Below are 22,090 nucleotides of genomic sequence, written 5' to 3' on the forward strand. Positions count from 1 at the left end.
TTTTATCGGCTGAAAGCCACGGACTACAAGGCCTACACTCAGATCGGGCGTTTTTTGCGCACATAAAAAAAACCCAAGATTTCATTGACTTGGCGCTGATGTGCGGCTACCCGTGCTCGAGTCTTATATCAGACTGTTTCAGGTTGCAGGGGTTCGTTTGGATTTTCAGCGGGCTTTACGATCGTTCCCACGCTCTGCGTGGGAATGCCGCCCGGGACGCTCCGCGTCCTGATCGCCGCACGCGGCTTGAAGCGAGGGGTACGTGACGCGGAGCGACACAAGAGGTGTTACCACGCAGAGCGTGGGAACAATCATTTACCTGGCGCCAGATACGACAACGCCCCGTCTAAACGGGGCGTTGTCTGTTCAGTTGCCGATTACTTCTTGGCAGCTGGAGCAGCAGGTGCGTCAGCCTTGGCTGGGTCCTTGATGGCCAGCAGTTCCAGGTCGAATACCAGCACGGAGTTGGCTGGAATCGCCGGGCTCGGGCTCTGAGCGCCGTAGGCCAGATCGGACGGGATGTACAACTCGACCTTCTCGCCAACGTGCATCAGTTGCAGGCCTTCGACCCAACCCGGGATCACGCCGCTGACCGGCAGGTCAATCGGGCTACCGCGATCCACGGAGCTGTCAAAGGTAGTGCCGTTAGTGAGCTTGCCGGTGTAGTGAACAGTCACCACGTCGGTCGGCTTAGGCTGGGCGCCGTCGGCCTTCTTCACGATCTTGTATTGCAGACCGGAAGCAGTCGTCACTACGCCGTCTTTCTTGGCGTTTTCTTCGAGGAATTTCTTGCCGGCGGCTGCCGACTCTTCACTCATTTTGGTCATGCGTTCTTCTGCACGCTTCTGCAGTGCGGCAAACGCTTCAACCAGTTCGTCGTCTTTCAGCTTCTGTTCTTTCTTGCCGACGGCATCTTCGATGCCTTGGGCTACCGCTTTGGAGTCCAGGTCATCCATGCCTTCCTGGGCAAGACTTTTGCCCATGTTCAGGCCGATACCGTAGGAAGCTTTCTGCGCCGGGGTTTTCAGCTCTACGCTGGTCTGCGAATCACAACCCGCAAGTACCAGGCTAACCAGGGCCACCGCCGCCGCCAACCGATGCTGTTTCATGCTATTTCCTTGTTCGTGCGCCAAAAGGGCATTCGAGTAAAGTCGCGAGCTTATCAGGCGGCCACGACCAATGGCTACCGGCATGTGAGCAGGAAACTTCTGATAAGTTCACGTGTTTAAAAGCATTTTCATTCATGATGGAGGCCCGCGAAGGATCGCGGGACCCGCTGCAACCAGACTGCTGGCCACTTGCCGCACCTATGGCGTAGTGGCATAACAACGCGACAACTCGACAAGGATAGTTATCTTGCGCATTTTTTCCCGTGTTTTGCTTCTGATATTGCTCGCACTCGGCCTGCTTCTGGCCGTGGTGCTCTACTACACCGTCAACCCCAAGCTGCCGGACTACGTGCCCGTGGAGCAGGTCCACTATCAGGACCAATGGAGTGCCGCCGACCGCCAGACCTTCTACTTCACCCCCCAGGGCACCCAGGTCAAAGGCCTGCATTACGACTGGTTCACCGCTCTGGAACTGCCGTTTTCAGACCAGCGTTTCGCCACGCCCGAGTACTTGGCGCGCTTTGGCTTTCTGGTCGATCCCAAGCAAGTCCCTACCGCGCAAAACCCTGGCAACCTGCCCGTAGGTTTCGCCCGGCACCAGAACGCCGGCAGCCAGGTTGAATACCTGGACATCACCTGCGCCGCCTGCCACACCGGCGAGCTGCACTTCAAAGGCCAGGCCCTGCGCATCGACGGCGGTTCGGCCCAGCACGTACTGCCCTCCAGCGTGCCCACATTGCGCGGCGGCAGTTTCGGCCAGGCGCTGGTGGCCAGCCTTGCCGCCACCTATTACACCCCGTGGAAGTTCGACCGCTTCGCCCGCAAGGTGCTCGGCCACGACTATGACGATCACAACAAGCAGCAACTGCGTCAGGACTTCAAACAGTCCCTGAACCAGTTCCTCAAGGTCGCCTGGAACGACACCCATCGCGGCCTCTACCCCACCGAAGAAGGCCCGGGCCGCACCGACGCGTTCGGCCGTATCGCCAACGCCAGCTTTGGCGACGCCATTTCGCCGGACAACTACCGTGTCGCTAATGCGCCGGTGGACTACCCGCAGCTGTGGGATATCTGGACCTTCGACTGGGTGCAATGGAACGGTTCGGCCCAGCAACCCATGGCGCGCAATATCGGCGAAGCCCTCGGTGTCGGCGCGACGCTGGATTTCTTCGACAGTGCCGGCCAGCCACTTCAAGGCGCTGCCCGCTATCCCTCCAGCGTGCGCGTGCGCGACCTCAACCTGATCGAAGAAACCCTGCAACGCCTCAAGCCGCCCACCTGGCCGCAAGACCTGTTCGGCGCCGTCGACAAACCCCTCGCCGCCCAAGGCCGCGCGCTGTTTGCCGAGAACTGCGCCGGCTGCCATGTGCCCGCCGTCAGCCAGGTCAATGGCCGCCCGGTGCAACAACTGAAAATGCTGCCTGTGGAGTACATCGGCACCGACCCCGGCACCGCCAGCAACATCGCCGACCAGCGCTACGACCTCGGCGCCCTGCAATGGGACCCGGCAGAACTGGCCAAGCTCAACGTCGAGCTGCACCCCACGCCGACCGCAGCGCTGGACCTGCACAAAATGTCCGTGGCCCAAGGCCTGGCCTACGTCACCGCCTTTGTCGAAGACCACGCCTATCGCGCCGCTGGCGTGACTCCAGCCGAGCGGCCGAGCCTGGACGGGTTCGGCCTGCCCATCGGCGTGCGCGAGCTGCGTGCCTACAAGGCGCGCCCCCTGGCCGGCGTATGGGCCACGCCACCGTTCCTGCATAACGGCTCGGTGCCGACGATCTACCAACTGCTCTCGCCCCAGGATGAGCGCAGCACTACCTTCTATAAAGGCACGTTCGCCTACGACCCGCGCCACCTGGGCTTTGAGACCGGCGCATTCAAGAACGCCTTCCTGTTCGACACCTCAATCACCGGCAACCACAACAGCGGCCATGAATTCCGTGACGGCAAGCGTGGCAATGGCGTGATCGGCCGTGGCCTGCTGCCGCAGGAACGCTGGGCGCTGCTGGAATACCTCAAAGTGCTGGGCGGCCCGCTGGAGCAACAATTGCCATGATTATCCGATCGCAATACAACGACCGTTCCATGCTCGCTCGTCTGTGGCTGCGTCTCGGCGCGTTTCTGGGTAAGACCCTGTTGTGGCTGGTGGGCCTGGGGCTGCTGGGCTGGCTGATCGCTACCGCCTGGTTCGCCTGGCAACACAGCGGCCCAGTGTCACCGAACGAGCAAATCCCGCCCGGTGAAGCGGCCATGAGCCAGGGCATCATCCAGACGGCGGTGCGCATCGTCGACCAGCACCGCGAAGGCACGCGCTACCTGCGTGATGCCCATGCCAAGGCCCACGGCTGCGTGAAGGCCGAAGTCAGCGTAATGGCGGACCTCGACCCGGCATTGCGCCAAGGCGTATTCGCCGAGCCGGGCAAGACCTGGCAAGCGCTGGTGCGTCTGTCCAACGGCAACGCTTACCCGCAATTCGACAGCATCCGCGATGCGCGAGGCATGGCCCTCAAACTGCTGGACGTACCGGGCAAACAGCTGATGGCGGACCAGCAGGCACGCACGGAACAGGATTTCGTGATGTTCAGCCATCCGAACTTCTTTGTCAGCGATGTAGCGGAATATGCGCAGAACATCGGTGCCCAGGCCGATGGCAAGAAAGTCCTGGCGTTCTTCCCCAAGGCAGACCCGCGCAGTTGGCAGGTGCGGCACTTGTTTATCGCCCTGGCGACCCTGGCCCCCGCCCCGGCCAGCCCGACGCAGGCTACATACTTTTCGGTTTCGCCTTACAAGTTCGGCGCGGCGAATGCCAAGTTCCGTGTGGCGCCCGACCCGCAAAGCTGCCCGGAATATGTGTTGCCCAAGCAGAACCAGGACCTGCCGAATTTTCTGCGCAGCGCGTTGAACCAGCAACTGTCGACTGATCGCGTGCCGGCGTGTTTTGTGTTGCAGATTCAGCGGCAGAATCCGCAGAAGTTCATGCCGATTGAAGACACCAGCATTGAATGGAAGGAAAGTGATGCACCGTATGAAACCGTGGCCAAGGTGCGGATCCCTGCGCAGGATTTTGATACACCGGCGTTGAATCTGGCCTGTGATAACCAGTCGTTTAACCCCTGGTTCGGGTTGGAGGCGCATCGGCCGATTGGGGGGATTAATCGGTTGCGCAAGGCGGTGTATGAGGCGGTGAGCGACTATCGGCATAGTCGAAACTTATAATCGGGATGAAGCAGTTTAGGGTCCGACGTGGAAGAGCCCACCTTTCTACAGAAGGGTAGGCCGTTCGCTCACTCAAAAAACATTGCAATACCCTGATCGGGTCAAGGTCAGGGTATTGCAGGATTCATATACACCTTAAATACCTATGGCATTTAAGATGAGATCGCTCCTTTGGGCGCCATCAGCACGTAGCAAAAAGTCTGGGGCTTTATCAGGAACCGGCCCATTTCTATCAGCGCCATCAGCGCCCGACCACCCCTTCACCCAAGTGGACCCGTCTGCGTTTGTTTCGACTTCAAAGCGCATGTAAGGTGGGTAAGTCCAAAGATTACTCACATCCAGCTTATCCATCCCTGTTTTAAACCCAATTATTTTATCCTGGCGTGCTGGACTGCCATCCGACTCTTGCTCATAAACGACGGTATTTGCGCCTGTACCCAAGGTGATAGTATTCGCCCCAGCGTTAGGATAGATCCTGTTTGTACCCGATCCTGTTTTAACATCTTCAACCACCGTCCCGGAAGTAATAGACACATTACCTGTATAGCCCCTTACACTGGAATGTGCTCCCGGTTTCAGATTGATATTTTGATCATGAGTATCTTCACTCGCATCGATGGTCTCATGGCCATTGACTCCACTCGAAATAGAAAACGTCGGGCCATACCCATCAGTACCTAAATGATGCAACTCAAAATTCTGCTCTTTAATATTCGTGTTTGTATAGAGACTCTCCAACTTTTCCTTGTCTTTTACTTGCGCTCTGGTGACAGCGTGATCCTTAAAATCCTGGCCCGTTTCGGTTTCTGGCCGAGGACTGAGTGCACTGTAACCCTGGGAGTCATGCGTACCGCCCTCTTCCACTGGCGTGGGAGGGGTTACACCCATGGCGTATAGCACCGTTCGAGTCAGCGTGTTACCGCCTTTATTAAAGTCGTCGGGAGCTGATATCGTTGGGTCCTGCGCTTCGTTCCCGTTAAAGTAAACCTCGACAGGCTTACTTGAATCCGTTGGCATGTAGCTCACCACATCACTATTTTGTGTTGTGTTTTGCTGAAAAGATCCGATTTTGATTTTTCCATCAGGGCTGTCTATTGCACCCTGCCTGTGAAACTTCACATTTACATCATTAGTCATGAGGCCCATCTGAATCCACAGCCCTCTCTGCTGCGCCTCATTAGGCGCGTTGAAGCCTGTCAGACCTGAACCGGAAAAATGCTCACCTTCTTCGTCACCGAAATCGACTTCAATATCAATTTTCCCATTGCCGTCTTTATCCTGCCAGCGCGCAGAGCTCTGGGCGGAAAGAACATCGTTACTCTGCGACGTGACCGGATTTGAAGCAGGAATGGAACTAGCAATAACGTTATTAGAGGACGCATTAACATTCATATCAATCACCTTCAGCCATTGACCACAACCGATAAGATAACAACACACCCAGACTATGCACCCCAAATCAGAAACACAAGACAGCCAACTTTTAGCAGATATTTCTCACTCTCTATCAAATAGAAAACCACAACAAAAACAGCCAGCAGCCAATATCAAATAGGCAAAATCCTATATCACCCAGTTCGGGCCTTTATTTGATCGTCGCGTTTGAACCCCCGGTCCTGGCCAACAACCCCATTGCCTGCCAGGTGACACCGCTCAATCACGCGAAACCTTCATCGCGGAGCCCCTTATCCGTAAAGAATCCGTATAAATCCGGGGTTCCCCATAACGATTACGTCGCCCCTATTGAGCCACTCCCCCTACACACTTTACCGTCACTTCCTACCCCCAACACCCGTAGGAATTCATCGTGGAAAGTTCAACTTTAGGCATGGTCGTCCTGTCAATGATTGCGCTCTTCGGCACCGCCGCGTTTTGCTTCGAGCACCTTGCCACCCGCGGCGAAAAGAAAAAGAAAGCCAAATAAGCTGGTCACTGAAATCAGCAGAACCCCAGTTTTTCAAGGGATACCCCGGCAGCGGGCTGTCCCTTGTTTTCGTTCGCCCAGCAAAATCTCATCTATATACCGTCTTAATACCGCGCCCCGTAATCAGTGCCCAAGCTTGATACCCGAACACATAACCTCCCCGGCTTATTCCAAAAGGGGAGTTACACCGTGCTCACACTGACCTTCATCTATGTTGCCAGCGGCGTATGTGCCGTGGGGCTGTTCGCTTACTTGGGCTATGCCCTCATTCGCGCCGAAAAGTTCTAGGGAGTTCGCCATGTACGACGTGATGTTTATGGGCCTCTCCCTGGTGTTTTTCAGTGCGACTGCCATGGCCATTGTCGCCATGGGCAAGATTTGAACGGAGCCACGACATGTTAAGCACTCTGCTGGAATTCGCGCTGGTCCTGGGGTTGATGACCGCGCTCGCCGTGCTGCTGGGCAAGTGGCTGACCCGGGTCTTTACCGGGAACCGCCACGCCCTGCCGGAACGCTGCACGTATCGCCTGCTGGGCATCGACCCGCTGGAGACCATGGGCTGGGCCCGCTACGGTTCGGCCTTGTTGCTGTCGAACGCGGCGATGATGCTGCTCGGCTATATCGTCCTGCGCCTGCAGGCGGTGATGCCGATCAACCCGCTGGGGCTGGCCGCACAAACCCCTGACCTGGCGTTCAACACCGCCGCGTCCTTTATTACCAACACCAACTGGCAGGCGTACTCGGGTGAAACCAGCCTGTCGAACTTCAGCCAGATGGCGGTGATTACCTTTCTGATGTTTGTCGGCGCCACCTCCGGCGTAGTCGCGGCGGCGGGTTTCATTCGCGGTTTGAGCCGCTCAAGCGCGGCGGATATCGGCAACTTCTGGGTCGACTTCACCCGCACCCTTTACCGGGTGATGCTGCCCCTCTGCGTGGGCATGGCGTTGGTGTATGTGTGGCAAGGCATGCCGCAAACCTTCGCTTCCCAAGCCTTGGCGACGACGCTTGAAGGCGCTCAGCAACAGTTGATCGTCGGCGCAGTCGCCAGCTTTGAGTCGATCAAGCATATCGGCACCAACGGCGGCGGCTTTTTCAGCATGAACGCCGCCCACCCGTTCGAAAACCCGACGCCGCTGACCAACATCCTGCACATCCTCAGCATGTTGCTGATCCCGTCGGCGCTGACCTACACCTTCGGCAGCATGCTGCTGCAACGCCGCCAAGGCTGGGTGTTCTTCGGCACGTTTCTGGTGATGTTCATCGGCTTCCTCGCGCTGGTGTATGGCGCCGAGCAAACCGGCAACCCGCTGCTGACCCAGGCCGGCGCCAACCAGACGCTGTCGATTGAGCAAAGCGGCGGCAATATGGAAGGCAAGGAACTGCGCTTCGGCATCGCCGACAGCAGCTTGTTTATCGCCACCACCACCGCTGCCACTACCGGCTCGGTGAATGCCATGCACGACTCGCTGACGCCCATGGGCGGCTTTGTGCCCCTGGCGCAGATGATGCTCAACTGCGTGTTCGGCGGTGACGGCGTGGGCTTTATCAACCTGATCCAGTACGCGCTGCTCACGGTGTTTCTGGTGGGCATGATGATCGGCCGCAGCCCGGAATTCCTCGGCAAGAAGATCGAAGCCCGGGAGATGAAACTGGTGATGCTCTCGGTGCTCGCCCACCCGATCAGCATCCTCGGTTTCACCGCCCTCGCCGCCCTCTGGCCGGGCACCCTGGCGAGCCTCAACAACCTCGGCCCCCATGGTTTCAGCGAGGTGCTGTACGCGTATACCTCGGGCACCGCCAACAACGGTTCGGCGTTTGCCGGGCTGAATGCCAACACGCCGTTTTTCAACACCACCATCGGCCTGGCGATGTTGATCGGGCGCTTCTTCACCATGCTGCCGATGCTGGCCGTGGCCGGTTCCCTGGCGATGAAAAAAACCGTGCCCGCCGGTGCCGGCACCATCCCCACCGCGACCCCGCTGTTCATGCTGCTGGTGGTGTTCGTGGTGCTGGTGCTCGGTGGCTTGACCTTCCTGCCGGCGCTCGCGCTCGGCCCGCTGGTGGAGCAACTGCAGTTGCTGTCCGGCCAGACGTACAACTAAGGACCTGTTGATGACGACTCAATCGATATTCAAAGGGCTGCTGCGCCCAGTGCTGGTGTCGGCGGTGTTTTTCATGCTGCTGACCGGGCTGGCGTACCCCGCGTTCACCACCGTGGCCGCGCAATTGCTGTTCCCGTTTCAGGCCCAGGGCTCTTTGATTGAGCGCGATGGTCTGGTGATCGGCTCGGCGTTGATCGGCCAGAACTTCGCCAAGCCCGAGTACTTCCAGGGCCGCCCAAGCATGACCCTCGGCGCCGACCCGCAAGACCCGAGCAAGAGCATTGCGCAGCCGTACAACGCCGGTTCCAGCGGCGCCAGCAACCTCGGCCCGACCAGCCAGAAACTGCTGGACCAGGTCGCCGCACGTGCCAAGGCCTATCGCCAGGACAACGGCCTGGCCGCAGACGCCCCGGTGCCGGTCGACGCGGTCACCGCCTCCGCCTCGGGTCTGGACCCACACATCTCGGTGGCCAACGCCCGCCTGCAATTGGCGCGGGTCGCACGCTTGCGCCACATCCCTGAAACCGACCTGCTGCAACTGCTCAACGACCACACCGCCGCGCGCACCCTCAGCCTGCTCGGCGAGCCACGGGTGAATGTGCTGCAACTCAACTTGGCGCTGGATGCGCGTCAGCCCTCTATTGCGGTCAGTGAGTAAGAGATTGCCCCCATGAAGAATGCTCGTTTACCCCTGTTTGACCAACGCATCGTGCTGACTGCCGGCATCGACGCGCTGAAGAAACTGCTGCCCCAGGCCCAATGGAAAAACCCGGTGATGTTCGTGGTGTACCTGGGCAGCATCCTCACCACGCTGCTGTGGTTCCAATCCCTGGGCGGCAAAGGTGAAGCGCCCAGTGGTTTTATCCTCAGCATCACCTTATGGCTGTGGTTCACCGTGCTGTTCGCCAACTTCGCCGAAGCTCTGGCCGAAGGTCGCAGCCGCGCCCAGGCCGCGAGCCTGCGCGGGATGAAACGCCAGACCCTGGCCAAGTTGCTGCAGCAGCCGCGCCACGGCGCGGCCTGGCTGCCATTGGAAGCCAGCCTGCTGCGCAAAGACAGCGTGGTGTTGATCGAAGCCGGTGACCTGGTGCCGCTGGACGGCGTGGTGATTGAAGGCGTGGCCTCGGTGGATGAAAGCGCGATCACCGGTGAGTCGGCCCCGGTGATTCGCGAGGCCGGTGGCGACTTTTCCTCGGTCACCGGCGGCACGCGGGTGTTGTCGGATTGGCTGGTGGTGCGCATCAGCGTCAACCCTGGCGAATCGTTTCTGGACCGCATGATCTCGATGGTCGAATCGGCCAAGCGCCAGAAAACGCCCAACGAAGTCGCCCTGACGATTCTGCTGGTGGGCCTGACCCTGTTGTTCCTGCTGGTGATCGCCACGCTGAGCCCCTACTCAATCTTCGCCGTGGCCATGAGCGGCAGCGGCAGCGTGATCAGCGCCACGGTGCTGGTGGCGTTGCTGGTGTGCCTGATCCCCACCACCATCGGCGGCCTGCTCTCGGCCATCGGCGTGGCGGGCATGAGCCGGATGATGTCGGCGAATGTCATCGCCACCTCGGGCCGTGCGGTCGAGGCGGCGGGTGATGTCGATGTGTTGCTGCTGGACAAGACCGGCACCATCACCCTGGGCAACCGCCAGGCCAGCAGCTTTTTACCGGCACCCGGCGTGAAGGAAGCCGAGTTGGCCGACGCCGCGCAACTCGCGTCCCTGGCCGACGAAACCCCGGAAGGCCGCAGCATCGTGGTACTGGCCAAGCAGAAATTCGACATCCGCGCACGGGACATCAACGCCCTGGGCGCCAGCTTTGTGCACTTCACCGCGCAAACCCGCATGAGCGGCGTCGATTTGCCCGAAGGCCGGACGATTCGCAAGGGCGCGGCGGATGCGATTCGCAACCACATCGAAGCCTTGGGTGGGAGTTTTCCGGCAGCGTTACAGGCCAAAGTCGATGAAGTGTCGCGGCGCGGCAGCACGCCACTGGTGGTCAGCGACGGCGCCAAGGCGCTGGGCGTGGTCGAACTCAAGGACGTGGTCAAGGGCGGTATCAAGGAGCGCTTCGCCGAACTGCGGCGCATGGGCATCAAGACCGTGATGATCACCGGCGACAACCGCCTCACCGCCGCCGCGATTGCGGTGGAAGCCGGCGTGGATGACTTCCTCGCCGAGGCCCGCCCGGAAGACAAGCTGCAACTGATCCGCGACTACCAGGCCCAGGGCAAGCTGGTGGCGATGACCGGCGACGGCACCAACGACGCACCGGCGCTGGCCCAGGCCGACGTGGCGGTGGCGATGAACAGCGGCACCCAGGCGGCGAAAGAGGCCGGCAACATGGTCGACCTCGACAGCAACCCGACCAAGCTGATCGAAGTGGTCGAGGTCGGCAAACAGATGCTGATGACCCGTGGCGCTCTCACCACCTTCAGCGTGGCGAATGACGTGGCGAAGTACTTCGCAATCATCCCGGCGGCGTTTGTCGCCACCTACCCGCAGCTCGGCGCGTTGAACGTGATGCACCTGAGCAGCCCCAACTCAGCGATTCTCAGCGCGGTGATTTTTAACGCGCTGATCATTGTCGCGTTGATTCCACTGGCGTTGCGCGGCGTGACGTACCGCGCCATCGGCGCGGCGGCGTTGCTCAATCGCAACCTGTTGATCTATGGCCTGGGCGGTGTGTTGGTGCCGTTTGCCGGGATCAAGCTGATCGACATGCTGCTGAGTGGGTTGGGGCTGGTGTAAGCCACACCATCACTCAAATGTGGGAGCTGGCTTGCCTGCTCCCACAATTAACTGTGTTGTATTCAACAGGAATGACATGCCCGCATTAAACGATGAGCGCCCCAACCCCGACGCCCTGCTGGCCCGGGTACAGCTGGAAGAACAGGCCGCCTTGCGCGGCAAATTGCGTATCTACTTCGGCTCCAACGCGGGCGTCGGCAAAACCTGCGCCATGCTCGCGGCGGCGCAACGCGAAGTCGCCCTTGGCCGTGACCTGCTCGCCGGGGTGATAGAAACCCACGGCCGTGCCGAGACCGCCGAGTTGCTCCAAGGCCTGGAACAACTGCCCCGCGCCACCTTGCTGCACCGCGAGTTCGCCCTCAGCGAATTCGACCTCGACGCCGCCCTGCGCCGCCACCCCGCCTTGGTGCTGGTGGACGAGCTGGCCCATAGCAACGTGCCCGGCTCGCGCCACCCCAAACGTTGGCAAGACATCGAAGAACTGCTCAGCGCGGGCATTGACGTGTGGACCACGCTCAACGTTCAGCACCTGGAAAGCCTGAATGATCTGGTCAGCGGCATCATCGGCATTCGCGTACGCGAAACGGTGCCGGATCATGTGTTCGATAACGCTCACGACGTGGTGGTGATCGACCTGCCGCCCGACGATCTTTTGCAACGTCTCAAGGACGGCAAGGTGTACCTGGGCCCTGCGGCGGCGCGCGCCTCGCAGCACTTTTTCCGCAAGGGCAACCTGCTGGCGTTACGCGAGCTGGCGTTGCGGCGCACGGCGGATCGGGTCGACACGCAAATGCGCGTGTACCGCCGCGAACAGTCGATCAAAACCCTCTGGCCGGCTCGCGAGCGGCTGCTGGTGGGCATCGCCGGAGATACCGGTGATGAACGCCTGGTGCGTGAAGCCGCGCGGCTGGCACAAAAACTCGAAGCCGACTGGATCGTCGTGCATGTGGCCACCCACCAAGGGCGCGGCGCCAGGCGTTACCTGACGGCGATGAAGACCCTGGCGCTGGCGACTGAATTCGGCGCCGACACCGCGACGCTGCCGGGCATGGACGTGGCCGAAGCCCTGGCCGCCTGCGCCCGCGAACAAAATGCCAATCGCCTGGTGCTCGGCCACCACCCGCGCCGGGCCTGGCGGTTCTGGCACCCGTCGGTGAGCGACCGGATCAGCCGGCACCATCCGCAAATCGATCAGATCGTGATCGCCCACGGCGTATTGCCTGGGCCAACGCCTGCGATCAAACAGTCGACGCCTGCACCGGGCCGAGCCCTGGCCTACCTGTGGGCTACCCTCGCCTGCTTCGCCGCCAGCGCCATCGCGGCTTTGCTGCTGCAAGTGTTCGACCTGGCCAACGTGGTCATGCTGTTTTTGCTCACGGTGGTGCTGGTAGCCCTGCGTTTTGGCCGTGGCCCCGGCGTGTGGGCGGCGATGCTTGCGGTGTTGTGTTTCGACTTCTTTTTTGTGCAGCCGCGCTACTCGTTCACCGTCAATGACACCCAGTATTTTTTCACCTTTGCGTTGATGCTTGGCATCGCCCTGATCACCGGGCAACTCACCGCGCGCCTGCGCCACGAAGCGCGCACCGCCGCCGCCCGCGAACGCCGCGCGACCTCGTTGGCGCGGCTGGCCCGCGACCTGTCGGCGGCGTTGACCGTGGAGCACATCAGCGAGGTGGCCCTGCGCACTTTCAGCGGCGTGTTCGAAGCACGGGTCGGCCTGGCACTGCCGGACGCGGCCGATGGCGTGCACAGCGTCAGTGCCAGCGGGCTGCCGATTGACGACAGCATCGCGCAATGGACCTACGACCACGGCCAAGCCGCCGGCCAAGGCACCGACACGTTGTCGGCGGCCAAAGGTTGCTATTTGCCGCTCAAAGCGCCGATGCGCGTGCGCGGCGTGCTGGTGCTGGAGCTGGCGCAAAGCGAGCGCCTGAATGACCCACAGGAACGTCGCTTGCTGGAAGCCTGCATGAGCCAGCTGGCAATTGCGCTGGAGCGCGTGCACTTCGTCGAAGTGGCGCAAAGCACGCTGGTGCAGATGGAAGGCGAGAAGATGCGCAACACCCTGCTCGCCGCGATTTCCCACGACTTGCGCACACCGTTGACTACCCTGATCGGCGCCGCCGACACCGCCCTGCCCCACGCGCCACCGGGGCCGTTGACCGAATTGCTCAATGGCATTCACGAACAGGCCACGTCGATGCAGCGCCTGATCGAAAACCTGCTGGACATGGCGCGCATGCAGGAACGCGGCGTGCGCCTGAACCGGCAATGGCATTCGCTGGAAGAAATCGTCGGCAGTGCGTTGCGCCAGTTGCGTGAGCCGCTGGCGAGACACCGCGTGCACACCCTGCTGGACCCGACATTACCCCTGGTGGACATCGACGCGCTGTTGATCGAACGGGTGCTGGTCAACCTGCTGGACAACGCCGCCAAGTACACCCCGCCGGGCACCGCCATTACTGTCGCCGCACGCGCAGTGGCAGACAGCATCGTGCTGGAGGTGAGCGACACCGGCCCGGGTAAAGCGCCGGCGAACCTGTTCGAACCCTTCGCGCGCGGCCAGCAGGAGTCGTCCGTCGCCGGTATCGGCCTGGGCCTGGCGCTGGCCAAACGCATTGTCGAGGCCCATGGCGGGCGCATCCACGCCAACCCCGGCGATGCCTGCGGCATGCATTTCATCATCACGTTACCGGCGGGCACTCCGCCGCCCATGGAAGCCCTATGAGCACTGCACGCATTTTGATTGTTGAAGACGAAACCAATATTCGCCGCTTTGTCGGGATAGCCCTGCAAGATGAGGGTTTTCAGGTATTCGAAGCCGACAGCGTCAAGCGCGCGCTGATCCATGCTGCCAGCCGCCAGCCGGACCTGGTGATCGTCGACCTCGGCCTGCCGGACGGCGATGGCAAACAACTGATCAGCGAGTTGCGCGGCTGGCTGGCGGTACCGATCCTGGTGCTGTCGGCGCGTGATCGCGAAGAAGAAAAAGTCGCCGCGCTCGACGCCGGCGCGGATGATTACCTGACCAAGCCATTCGGCGTGCCCGAGCTGCTCGCGCGCATCCGCGCGCAATTGCGCCGGCATGGGCAGACCGGCGCCGTGGCGGCCACCAGCAAAGTGGCGTTTGGCGAGATTGAAGTCGACCTGTCGACCCACGAGGTGTGGCGCCAGGGCCAGCCGGTGCACCTCACGCCCATCGAATACCGCCTGCTCTGCGCGATGATTCGCGGCCAGAGCCGAGTGCTGACGCATCGGCAATTATTGCTGGACGTGTGGGGGCTGGATTACGTCGACCGCGCCCACTATTTGCGCGTGCACATGGCGCATTTGCGGCAAAAGCTGGAAGCGGACCCGGCGCAGCCAAAGCACTTTATTACCGAGTTGCAGGTGGGGTATCGGTTGATGGGGTTATAGGAAAATACTCGCTCACCTGGCTCTGGGTCGATACGGCACACCAGGGCCATCAGATGTTGCCTGGGCGGTTATAGCCTGAATTGGCGGCGCCCTCCGATCAGACAGGAGAGCATCCGCCGCTGAGCCATTAACAACAGGCTCCCGCCATTAAAGGCAATTATGTAATGATATCGCGCTGTTGGACGCCGTCCGCCCGCACTTTAAAATCGGGTGCTTGACTGTCACGAGTAACAAATTCCTTCCAGTACAACACATACGTCTCGCCCGCCGCACCTGATTGAATTTCCAGGTGAGAGCCATTAGGCACAGCATATTGCGTACTGCCTTGAGAAGTAGCAAAAGCACTGATATCTATTTTGTCCACGCCGGTTTTAAACCCGACGACAGTATCAAACTTGTCCGGGGTGGAGTCCGACAGATGTTGAAAGGCAACCGTGTTACTGCCTGCCCCTAAAGTAATCGTGTTAGGCACGGCATTCGGAACCACCCTATTAGTCCCCGACCCCGTCTTAACATCCTCAATGACCGCGTGGGACGCAATCACTACGTTCCCCTTAAATCCGCCTACACTAGAGCGCGCCCCGGAATGCATATCGATAACTTGATCATGCGTATCACCTGTTGCATCGAGGGAATCATGACCGAACCCGTTCACTATGACCATCGTCGCAGGATTATTATCACGCCCCAGGTTACCAATCAGATATTCAGCCCCGGAAATGTCTGTATTTAATTTGTAAGCGGAGATCAACCGCTCGTAATCTTTTTCTTGCGGACGCGAGACAGCCTTATCTTTAAAGTCTTGACCTGTAGTCATTTCCGAATTTCGACTGTGAACGCTGTAACCTCTGGAGTCAGGTTCACCCTCCGCAGGTGTACGAGCAGGTACGCCCAATGAATACAACAACGCGCGAGCAAGCAAATTCCCCCCTCTGTTATTCCCGGTAGGCGCCAGGAAAGCCTGATCTTTGGGGTTATCAGGGTTGCTTCGAATATAAACCTCGGTCGGTTTGGTTGGGTCAGTTGATGGATAACCAACCACCAGGTTGGAGCGTGTTTCATTCTGCTTGAAAGTCCCAAACTTTACCTTCCCATCGGGGGTGGCGTAAGTACCCTTTCGGTGAAACCTTACTTGTAAATCGACGCCCAAGTCACTCATCTGAGCGTATAACTCGCGCCTCTGCGCAGCATTAAGCGGTTGATACCCGCGATTACCAAGATTTTCAAAGTGTGTGCCAGGCCCACTATCATAATCCACTTCGATATCTACCCACCCATTACCATCCCTATCCTTAAAGGACGTAGCGGTGTCCACGTTATTCCGAGAGGCTGGTAGGGTATCGTTTGCTTGTCCCGGCGCTGGCGAATGAGTAACCGGGGTGAAAGACGGAGAGGGAGTCGATGTGGAGGAGCCAATACTCATAAAAACCACCTGCGCAAATTAATAAAGGAAAATTTACATCACGCACACCTTACACACCCCATAAATAAAAAATAAACAGGGATAATTTGAGCAGATATTTCACATCTAAAACCGGGCAAACTTCCGCAACAAACCAGCCAAAAAGCCAACTCCTCTCAACAGAATATCCCTACATCAATATATTAGTTCCGAACATTTAGAACACTCACTAAAAACTCTGTGACATCTTAAGTACTAACATTAATATGTTCCGCGCAGCCCCTGCCCTTCATTACCAGTGCGGGCGGATAGCCGATTCAAAGAGGTGTAAACAAGCGCTCGGCAGCAAAGTCCACAAACACGCGGATTTTTGGCGAGAGGTGCCGGCTGGAAGGCCACAGCGCCCAGAATTGGCCCTGGTCGTCGGAGTGCGCGTCCAATACGGTTTCCAGCTGTGCGTGAGCCAACGCCTCGCGGGCGAGGAAGTCCGGCACGTAGGCGATTCCATGGCCATCAATCGCAGCCCTGAGCATGGCTTCCATATTGTTCAACGTCAGCGCTGTGGGCAGGCGCAATTGAGTGATCGCCGGGTTGGCGGATAAGGTCCAGTCCATGATCTTTCCGGTGCTGGCAAAGCGATAACGCAGGCACTGGTGGTGTTCAAGGTCACTGAGGGTTGTCGGCCGACCGTGAGTGCGCAGGTACTCTGGGGCCGCACACAACACAAATCGGAACGGCCCGAGTTTGCGCGCCATCAATGTCGAGTCGGCCAGCCCGCCGCTGCGGATCACCACGTCGAAGCCTTCCTCGATCACGTCCACCAAGTGGTCGTTGAAATCCAGCTCCAACTCAATCTCCGGGTAGGCTTGCCGGAACGCGAGCATGTGCGCAAAGAGAAAGCGATAACCGATGGTGGGCATGCTGACACGCAGTTTACCACGTGGCGCCTGCATCACATGGGAGAGCATGGCGCGGGCGTCTTGCAGGTCATCAAGAATTTTGCGACTGCGCTCGTAGAACAATTGGCCTTCTGCGGTGAGGCTGACTTTGCGGGTACTGCGGTGCAGCAGCCGTACATTCAGCTCAGCCTCCAGCTTGGCGACATTTTTGCCCACCGCCGACGCGGAAATACCCATCGCCCGCGCCGCGCCGATAAAGCTGAGGGCTTCAGCCGTTTTGACGAATGCGATTACACCGCTGAGATTGTCCGTCACGCCATTACATCCTTTTTGTCCGTTATGATCGGAATGTAGGCCTGTTTATCGCCAATTGCATCCCGCCTAGAGTCTTTATCTTTCCAGACCTGCGGGAATCCCCCATGAACACTGCAACCCACTCCCCCCATGGCCGCTATGCCATCCTGGCCGCAGTCTGCCTGGCGGCCCTGGTATTACCCATGAGTTTTACCGGGGGCGCAGTGGCTACGCCCTTTATCGGTGAGGCTTTCGCCGCCCGCCCCACACAGTTGGCGTGGATAACCAACGCGTTCATGTTGAGTTTCGGCAGCTTGTTGATGGCTGCCGGTACGCTCGCCGACCTCTATGGGCGCAAGCGTCTGTTCTTGTGGGGCATGGCGCTGTTTAGCGCAGTCTCCCTGCTGTTGGCCATGGCACCGGGCATTCTCTGGCTGGACCTGTTGCGCGGGATGCAAGGTGTGGCGGCGGCCATTGCGTTGTCCAGTGGCTGTGCGGCGCTGGCGCAGGAGTTCGATGGCCATGCCAGGACACGTGCTTTCAGCCTGCTGGGCACGACCTTTGGCGCGGGTCTGGCGTTTGGCCCGTTGCTGTCGGGACTGCTGATTGAACAATGGGGCTGGCGCGCGATTTTCCTCGCAACGGCCTTGCTCGCGGGGCTTTCACTGCTGTTCGCGGCACCCACAATGCGCGAAAGCCGCGACCCGAACGCACTGCGCCTGGACCTGGCGGGGATGTTGACGTTTTCGGCCACGCTGGTGGCCTTGACCACCGCGGTAATTCTGGCACCGGAACGGGGTTGGGCCACTGCGACCACCTATTACCTGCTGGGCGCAGCAGCGCTGTTTTTACTGGTGTTTATAGTCGTTGAACATCGCACCAGCCAACCGATGCTGGACTTGCGCCTGTTTCGCTTCCCCCGCTTCATCGGCGTGCAGTTGCTGCCAATAGGCACCTGTTACTGCTATATCGTCCTGATCGTGCTGCTGCCACTGCGGTTTATCGGCGTTGAAGGCGCCAGCGCATTTGAAGCCGGGTTGATGATGCTGGCGCTGTCGGCCCCCATGCTGGTGGTGCCGATCCTCGCCGCGACACTGACGCGCTGGCTGTCGCCGGGCGTGCTGTGCGCCATTGGCCTGCTGATCGCGGCCGTGGGTTTGTATGGACTGAGCCTGGCCGACGTCGGCCAACCCCTGCAGACCGTGGCGGCGATGCTGATCATCGGGATCGGTACCGGGTTGCCGTGGGGCTTGATGGATGGCCTGGCAATCAGTGTTGTGCCAAAGGAACGTGCAGGGATGGCGGCGGGGATTTTCAATACAACTCGGGTCGCCAGTGAAGGTGTCGCGCTGGCAATTACCGTGGCAGTGTTGAGCGCACTGGTCGCGCATCATCTGCCGGCCAGTGCTGTGCAGCAGGGTTCAACCGTCGCCCAGCAGTTGGTCATGGGAGATACCCGGCACGCCAGCGCCAACATTCCATTGGAATTGCTGCGCACTGCCTACATCGCCGGGTTCAATACATTGCTGCAAGGGCTGGCGGGGCTTACGGTGCTCACGGCGGCGGTGGTCTTTACGTTTCTTGGCCGACGCGATGCAGCACCGATGCACACGTCACCCGCCGTCGAGCGATTAAGCTGAATCGCAGGCAAAAAAAAGCCCGCTCAATGAGCGGGCTTCTTGTGGTGACCTGGCGTTCAGCGTTCCAGGTGACCGAATATGGCGCAGCGGACGGGACTCGAACCCGCGACCCCCGGCGTGACAGGCCGGTATTCTAACCGACTGAACTACCGCTGCGCGTAACACTTGAAGCGAATGGTGGGTGATGACGGGATCGAACCGCCGACCCTCTGCTTGTAAGGCAGATGCTCTCCCAGCTGAGCTAATCACCCTTCGTTTCGGTGTGGGCGCATCATACAACAAAAAATCGTAATGTGTTGATTTAAATGCAATTTATTTAAAAAAACTTCATCGGGCGATTTTTCGCCATATTTCGGACAAAAAAAACCCGCTCAATGAGCGGGCTTTCTGTGGTGACCTGGCGTTCAGCGTTCCAGGTGACCGAATATGGCGCAGCGGACGGGACTCGAACCCGCGACCCCCGGCGTGACAGGCCGGTATTCTAACCGACTGAACTACCGCTGCGCGTAACACATGAAGCGAATGGTGGGTGATGACGGGATCGAACCGCCGACCCTCTGCTTGTAAGGCAGATGCTCTCCCAGCTGAGCTAATCACCCTTCGTTTCGGTGTGGCGCGCATTCTACGGAGCGACCCTGGGTCTGGCAAGCACTTTCTTAAATCTTTTTTTTCAGCCCTTCCAATGGCTTAGGCAGGGTTGGCCTCAGGCGATATCAAGAGAATAATGCCCCCCTTTGTATAAAGGAGAGACTCACCCCATGTGGTTCAAGAACCTGCTTATCTATCGCCTGACCCAAGATCTGCCTGTTGATGCCGAGGCGTTGGAAGCGGCCATGGCCACCAAACTGGCACGCCCGTGCGCAAGCCAGGAGTTGACCACTTACGGTTTCGTCGCGCCTTTTGGTAAAGGCGAAGACGCTCCCCTGGTTCACGTCAGCGGCGACTTCCTGCTGATCGCTGCGCGCAAGGAAGAACGTATCCTGCCGGGTAGCGTGGTGCGTGACGCGGTAAAGGAGAAAGTCGAAGAGATCGAGGCCGAGCAAATGCGCAAGGTCTATAAAAAGGAACGCGACCAGATCAAGGATGAAATCATCCAGGCCTTCCTGCCGCGCGCCTTTATTCGTCGCTCGTCGACCTTCGCCGCCATCGCGCCGAAACAGGGCCTGATCCTGGTCAACTCGGCCAGCCCCAAGCGCGCCGAAGACCTGCTGTCGACCCTGCGTGAAGTGATCGGCACCCTGCCGGTTCGCCCACTCACGGTCAAAACTGCGCCAACTGCAATCATGACCGGCTGGGTCACCACCCAGAAACCGGCCGATGACTTCTTCGTCCTCGACGAATGCGAACTGCGCGACACCCACGAAGACGGCGGCATTGTGCGTTGCAAGCGCCAGGACCTGACCGGCGAAGAAATCCAGCTGCACCTGACCACCGGCAAAGTCGTGACCCAACTGTCGCTGGCCTGGCAGGACAAATTGTCCTTCCTGCTCGACGACAAGATGACCGTCAAGCGCCTGAAGTTCGAAGACCTGCTGCAAGACCAGGCGGAACAGGACGGCGGCGACGAAGCCCTGGGCCAACTGGATGCCAGCTTTACCCTGATGATGCTGACGTTCGGCGAGTTCCTGCCGGCGCTGGTTGAAGCGTTGGGCGGTGAAGAAACCCCACAGGGCATTTAAGCCATGTGAAGATCAAAATGTGGGAGCGGGCTTGCTCGCGAATGCGTCGTGTCAGTCACTGAATAGTGTTGACTGATCCACCGCATTCGCGAGCAAGCCCGCTCCCACATTTGATTGGGTTTCCAAGCAGACATCCGCGTTACCGAACTTAACTAATAACAAGGACATCCCCCATGCGCGCACTCGCTGCCTTGAGCCGCTTCGTCGGCAATACCTTCGCCTACTGGGTGTTGATTTTCGCGGTGCTCGCCTTCCTTGAGCCCGGTTGGTTCATCGGTCTCAAAGGCGCCATCGTGCCGTTGCTGGGCCTGGTGATGTTCGGCATGGGGCTGACCTTAAAACTTGAAGACTTCGCCGAGGTTGCCCGCCATCCGTGGCGCGTGGCCTTGGGCGTGGTCGCGCACTTTGTGATCATGCCGGGCGTGGCCTGGTTGCTGTGCCAGGCCTTCCACCTGCCGCCGGAAATCGCCGTCGGCGTGATCCTGGTGGGTTGCTGCCCAAGTGGCACCTCGTCCAACGTGATGACCTGGCTGGCCCGGGGTGATCTGGCGCTGTCGGTGGCGATTGCCGCCGTCACCACCCTCCTCGCCCCGCTGCTCACGCCGGCGCTGATCTGGCTGCTGGCGTCGGCGTGGCTGCCGGTGTCGTTCATGGAGTTGTTCTGGTCGATCCTGCAAGTGGTGCTGCTGCCGATCGTGCTCGGCGTGATCGCGCAGCGCGTGCTCGGCGAGCGCGTGCGCCATGCAGTGGAAGTATTACCGCTGGTGTCGGTGGTGAGCATCGTGATCATCGTCGCGGCGGTCGTTGCGGCGAGCCAGGCGAAAATCGCCGAATCGGGCCTGTTGATCATGGCCGTGGTGATGTTGCACAACAGCTTCGGCTATTTGCTGGGCTACTTCACCGGGCGGCTGTTCAAGCTGCCGTTGGCGCAGCGCAAGTCGCTGGCACTGGAAGTGGGCATGCAGAACTCCGGGCTGGGCGCCGCCTTGGCCAGTGCGCATTTTTCGCCGTTGGCGGCGGTGCCGAGCGCATTGTTCAGCGTCTGGCACAATATTTCCGGGGCGCTGCTGTCGACGTACTTCCGCCGCATGAGCGAAAAGGAAGACCGTCGCGCGCTGGCAAATACACCCGAAACTTGATCGCCTGATCAATTTTCGGCACTCTACCGAGCTTCGCGGGGACGACCTCGCGACGCTGTCGAGCGCTTATTCAGGGGACGACCCCACTTTTAAAAGAGAGGTCATCATGTCCTGGATCATTCTGTTTTTTGCCGGGTTGTTTGAAGTCGGCTGGGCGGTCGGCTTGAAGTACACCGACGGCTTCAGCAAGCCACTGCCGACGGCCCTGACAATCGCCGCCATGGCCATCAGCCTCGGCCTGTTGGGCCTTGCGATGAAAGAACTGCCGCTGGGCACCGCCTATGCCATCTGGACCGGCGTGGGTGCGGTGGGCACGGTGATTGCCGGGATTATCCTGTTTGGGGAATCCATGGCGTTGTTTCGATTGGCGAGTGTGGCGTTGATTATTTGTGGGCTTATTGGCCTCAAAATCAGCGCCTAGATAACAGATTGTTCCCACGCTCCGCGTGGGAACGCATCCTGTGACGCTCCGCGTCGCGCCCCTAAAAGCGGACGCAGAGCGTCCATGGCGGCATTCCCACGCAGA

General features: G+C 59.7%; 16 protein-coding genes and 4 tRNA genes. 12 read left to right on the plus strand and 8 right to left on the minus strand.

Features of this window, described 5'->3' with window-relative positions:
* Positions 1–377: 377 nt before the first annotated feature.
* The gene (locus tag HX783_RS22830) at positions 378–1,109 is read right to left on the minus strand and encodes an FKBP-type peptidyl-prolyl cis-trans isomerase (protein ID WP_177018331.1); all 732 of its coding nucleotides are present in this window, start codon (positions 1,107–1,109) and stop codon (positions 378–380) included.
* A 247-nt stretch (positions 1,110–1,356) separates the two neighbouring features.
* Here HX783_RS22830 and HX783_RS22835 point away from each other — a divergent pair, with 247 nt between their 5' ends.
* Together HX783_RS22835 and HX783_RS22840 are read left to right on the plus strand one after the other, a co-directional pair.
* The gene (locus tag HX783_RS22835; RefSeq protein ID WP_177018332.1) at positions 1,357–3,168 is read left to right on the plus strand and encodes a di-heme-cytochrome C peroxidase; all 1,812 of its coding nucleotides are present in this window, start codon (positions 1,357–1,359) and stop codon (positions 3,166–3,168) included.
* Positions 3,165–4,328 carry a catalase family protein gene (locus HX783_RS22840; protein ID WP_177018333.1) on the plus strand — a complete coding sequence of 388 codons (1,164 nt, stop codon included), beginning with the start codon at positions 3,165–3,167 and terminating at the stop codon, positions 4,326–4,328. The genes HX783_RS22835 and HX783_RS22840 overlap by 4 nt, the downstream gene beginning before the upstream one ends.
* Positions 4,329–4,463: 135 nt before the next feature.
* On the opposite strand, the gene HX783_RS22845 is transcribed toward HX783_RS22840, so the two are convergent.
* Positions 4,464–5,720 carry a M10 family metallopeptidase C-terminal domain-containing protein gene (locus HX783_RS22845; protein ID WP_177018334.1) on the minus strand — a complete coding sequence of 419 codons (1,257 nt, stop codon included), beginning with the start codon at positions 5,718–5,720 and terminating at the stop codon, positions 4,464–4,466.
* Positions 5,721–6,441: 721 nt separating this feature from the next.
* On the opposite strand from HX783_RS22845, the gene kdpF reads away from it, so the two are divergent.
* The 6 genes from kdpF to HX783_RS22875 all read left to right on the plus strand — a co-directional run bounded on the left by kdpF (position 6,442) and on the right by HX783_RS22875 (position 14,511).
* Positions 6,442–6,540: a K(+)-transporting ATPase subunit F gene (gene kdpF, locus HX783_RS22850; RefSeq protein ID WP_026013637.1), complete on the plus strand. Its 99-nt coding sequence runs from the start codon at positions 6,442–6,444 to the stop codon at positions 6,538–6,540.
* 107 nt (positions 6,541–6,647) lie between these two features.
* Positions 6,648–8,354: a potassium-transporting ATPase subunit KdpA gene (kdpA, locus tag HX783_RS22855; RefSeq protein WP_177018335.1), complete on the plus strand. Its 1,707-nt coding sequence runs from the start codon at positions 6,648–6,650 to the stop codon at positions 8,352–8,354.
* A 10-nt stretch (positions 8,355–8,364) separates the two neighbouring features.
* Positions 8,365–9,012, plus strand: a complete 648-nt coding sequence (kdpC, locus tag HX783_RS22860; RefSeq protein WP_177018336.1) for a K(+)-transporting ATPase subunit C — start codon at positions 8,365–8,367, stop codon at positions 9,010–9,012.
* A gap of 12 nt (positions 9,013–9,024) precedes the next feature.
* A complete protein-coding gene (kdpB, locus tag HX783_RS22865; protein ID WP_177018337.1) occupies positions 9,025–11,094 on the plus strand; it encodes a potassium-transporting ATPase subunit KdpB in 2,070 nt (689 codons plus the stop codon).
* 76 nt (positions 11,095–11,170) lie between these two features.
* A complete protein-coding gene (locus HX783_RS22870) occupies positions 11,171–13,822 on the plus strand; it encodes a sensor histidine kinase KdpD (protein ID WP_177018338.1) in 2,652 nt (883 codons plus the stop codon).
* Positions 13,819–14,511, plus strand: coding sequence for a response regulator (locus tag HX783_RS22875; protein WP_177018339.1), 693 nt, complete (start codon positions 13,819–13,821; stop codon positions 14,509–14,511). Before HX783_RS22870 ends, HX783_RS22875 begins: the two co-directional genes overlap by 4 nt.
* Before the next feature lie 157 nt (positions 14,512–14,668).
* On the opposite strand, the gene HX783_RS22880 is transcribed toward HX783_RS22875, so the two are convergent.
* Together HX783_RS22880 and HX783_RS22885 are read right to left on the minus strand one after the other, a co-directional pair.
* Complete coding sequence (locus tag HX783_RS22880; RefSeq protein WP_177018340.1) at positions 14,669–15,934, minus strand: M10 family metallopeptidase C-terminal domain-containing protein; 1,266 nt, start codon at positions 15,932–15,934, stop codon at positions 14,669–14,671.
* Positions 15,935–16,230: 296 nt separating this feature from the next.
* Entirely contained in the window at positions 16,231–17,127 is an 897-nt protein-coding gene (locus HX783_RS22885; RefSeq protein ID WP_177018341.1) for a LysR family transcriptional regulator, read from the minus strand.
* A gap of 104 nt (positions 17,128–17,231) precedes the next feature.
* On the opposite strand from HX783_RS22885, the gene HX783_RS22890 reads away from it, so the two are divergent.
* The gene (locus HX783_RS22890) at positions 17,232–18,746 is read left to right on the plus strand and encodes an MFS transporter (protein WP_177018342.1); all 1,515 of its coding nucleotides are present in this window, start codon (positions 17,232–17,234) and stop codon (positions 18,744–18,746) included.
* A gap of 79 nt (positions 18,747–18,825) precedes the next feature.
* Here the strand turns inward: HX783_RS22890 and HX783_RS22895 are convergent.
* The 4 genes from HX783_RS22895 to HX783_RS22910 all read right to left on the minus strand — a co-directional run bounded on the left by HX783_RS22895 (position 18,826) and on the right by HX783_RS22910 (position 19,345).
* Positions 18,826–18,902, minus strand: a tRNA-Asp gene (locus tag HX783_RS22895).
* Between the two features lie 19 nt (positions 18,903–18,921).
* Positions 18,922–18,997: transfer RNA gene (locus HX783_RS22900), tRNA-Val, on the minus strand.
* 176 nt (positions 18,998–19,173) lie between these two features.
* A tRNA-Asp gene (locus HX783_RS22905) sits at positions 19,174–19,250 on the minus strand.
* A 19-nt stretch (positions 19,251–19,269) separates the two neighbouring features.
* Positions 19,270–19,345, minus strand: a tRNA-Val gene (locus HX783_RS22910).
* Between the two features lie 159 nt (positions 19,346–19,504).
* On the opposite strand from HX783_RS22910, the gene rdgC reads away from it, so the two are divergent.
* The 3 genes from rdgC to sugE all read left to right on the plus strand — a co-directional run bounded on the left by rdgC (position 19,505) and on the right by sugE (position 21,985).
* Positions 19,505–20,425, plus strand: coding sequence for a recombination-associated protein RdgC (rdgC, locus tag HX783_RS22915; protein WP_177018343.1), 921 nt, complete (start codon positions 19,505–19,507; stop codon positions 20,423–20,425).
* 173 nt (positions 20,426–20,598) lie between these two features.
* Positions 20,599–21,564 carry a bile acid:sodium symporter family protein gene (locus tag HX783_RS22920; RefSeq protein WP_159955155.1) on the plus strand — a complete coding sequence of 322 codons (966 nt, stop codon included), beginning with the start codon at positions 20,599–20,601 and terminating at the stop codon, positions 21,562–21,564.
* A gap of 106 nt (positions 21,565–21,670) precedes the next feature.
* Entirely contained in the window at positions 21,671–21,985 is a 315-nt protein-coding gene (gene sugE, locus HX783_RS22925) for a quaternary ammonium compound efflux SMR transporter SugE (RefSeq protein ID WP_010166396.1), read from the plus strand.
* The last annotated feature ends 105 nt before the right edge of the window (positions 21,986–22,090 follow it).

Origin of the sequence: Pseudomonas sp. D2002 (genome assembly GCF_013385735.1) — a bacterium.
Taxonomy (GTDB): domain Bacteria; phylum Pseudomonadota; class Gammaproteobacteria; order Pseudomonadales; family Pseudomonadaceae; genus Aquipseudomonas.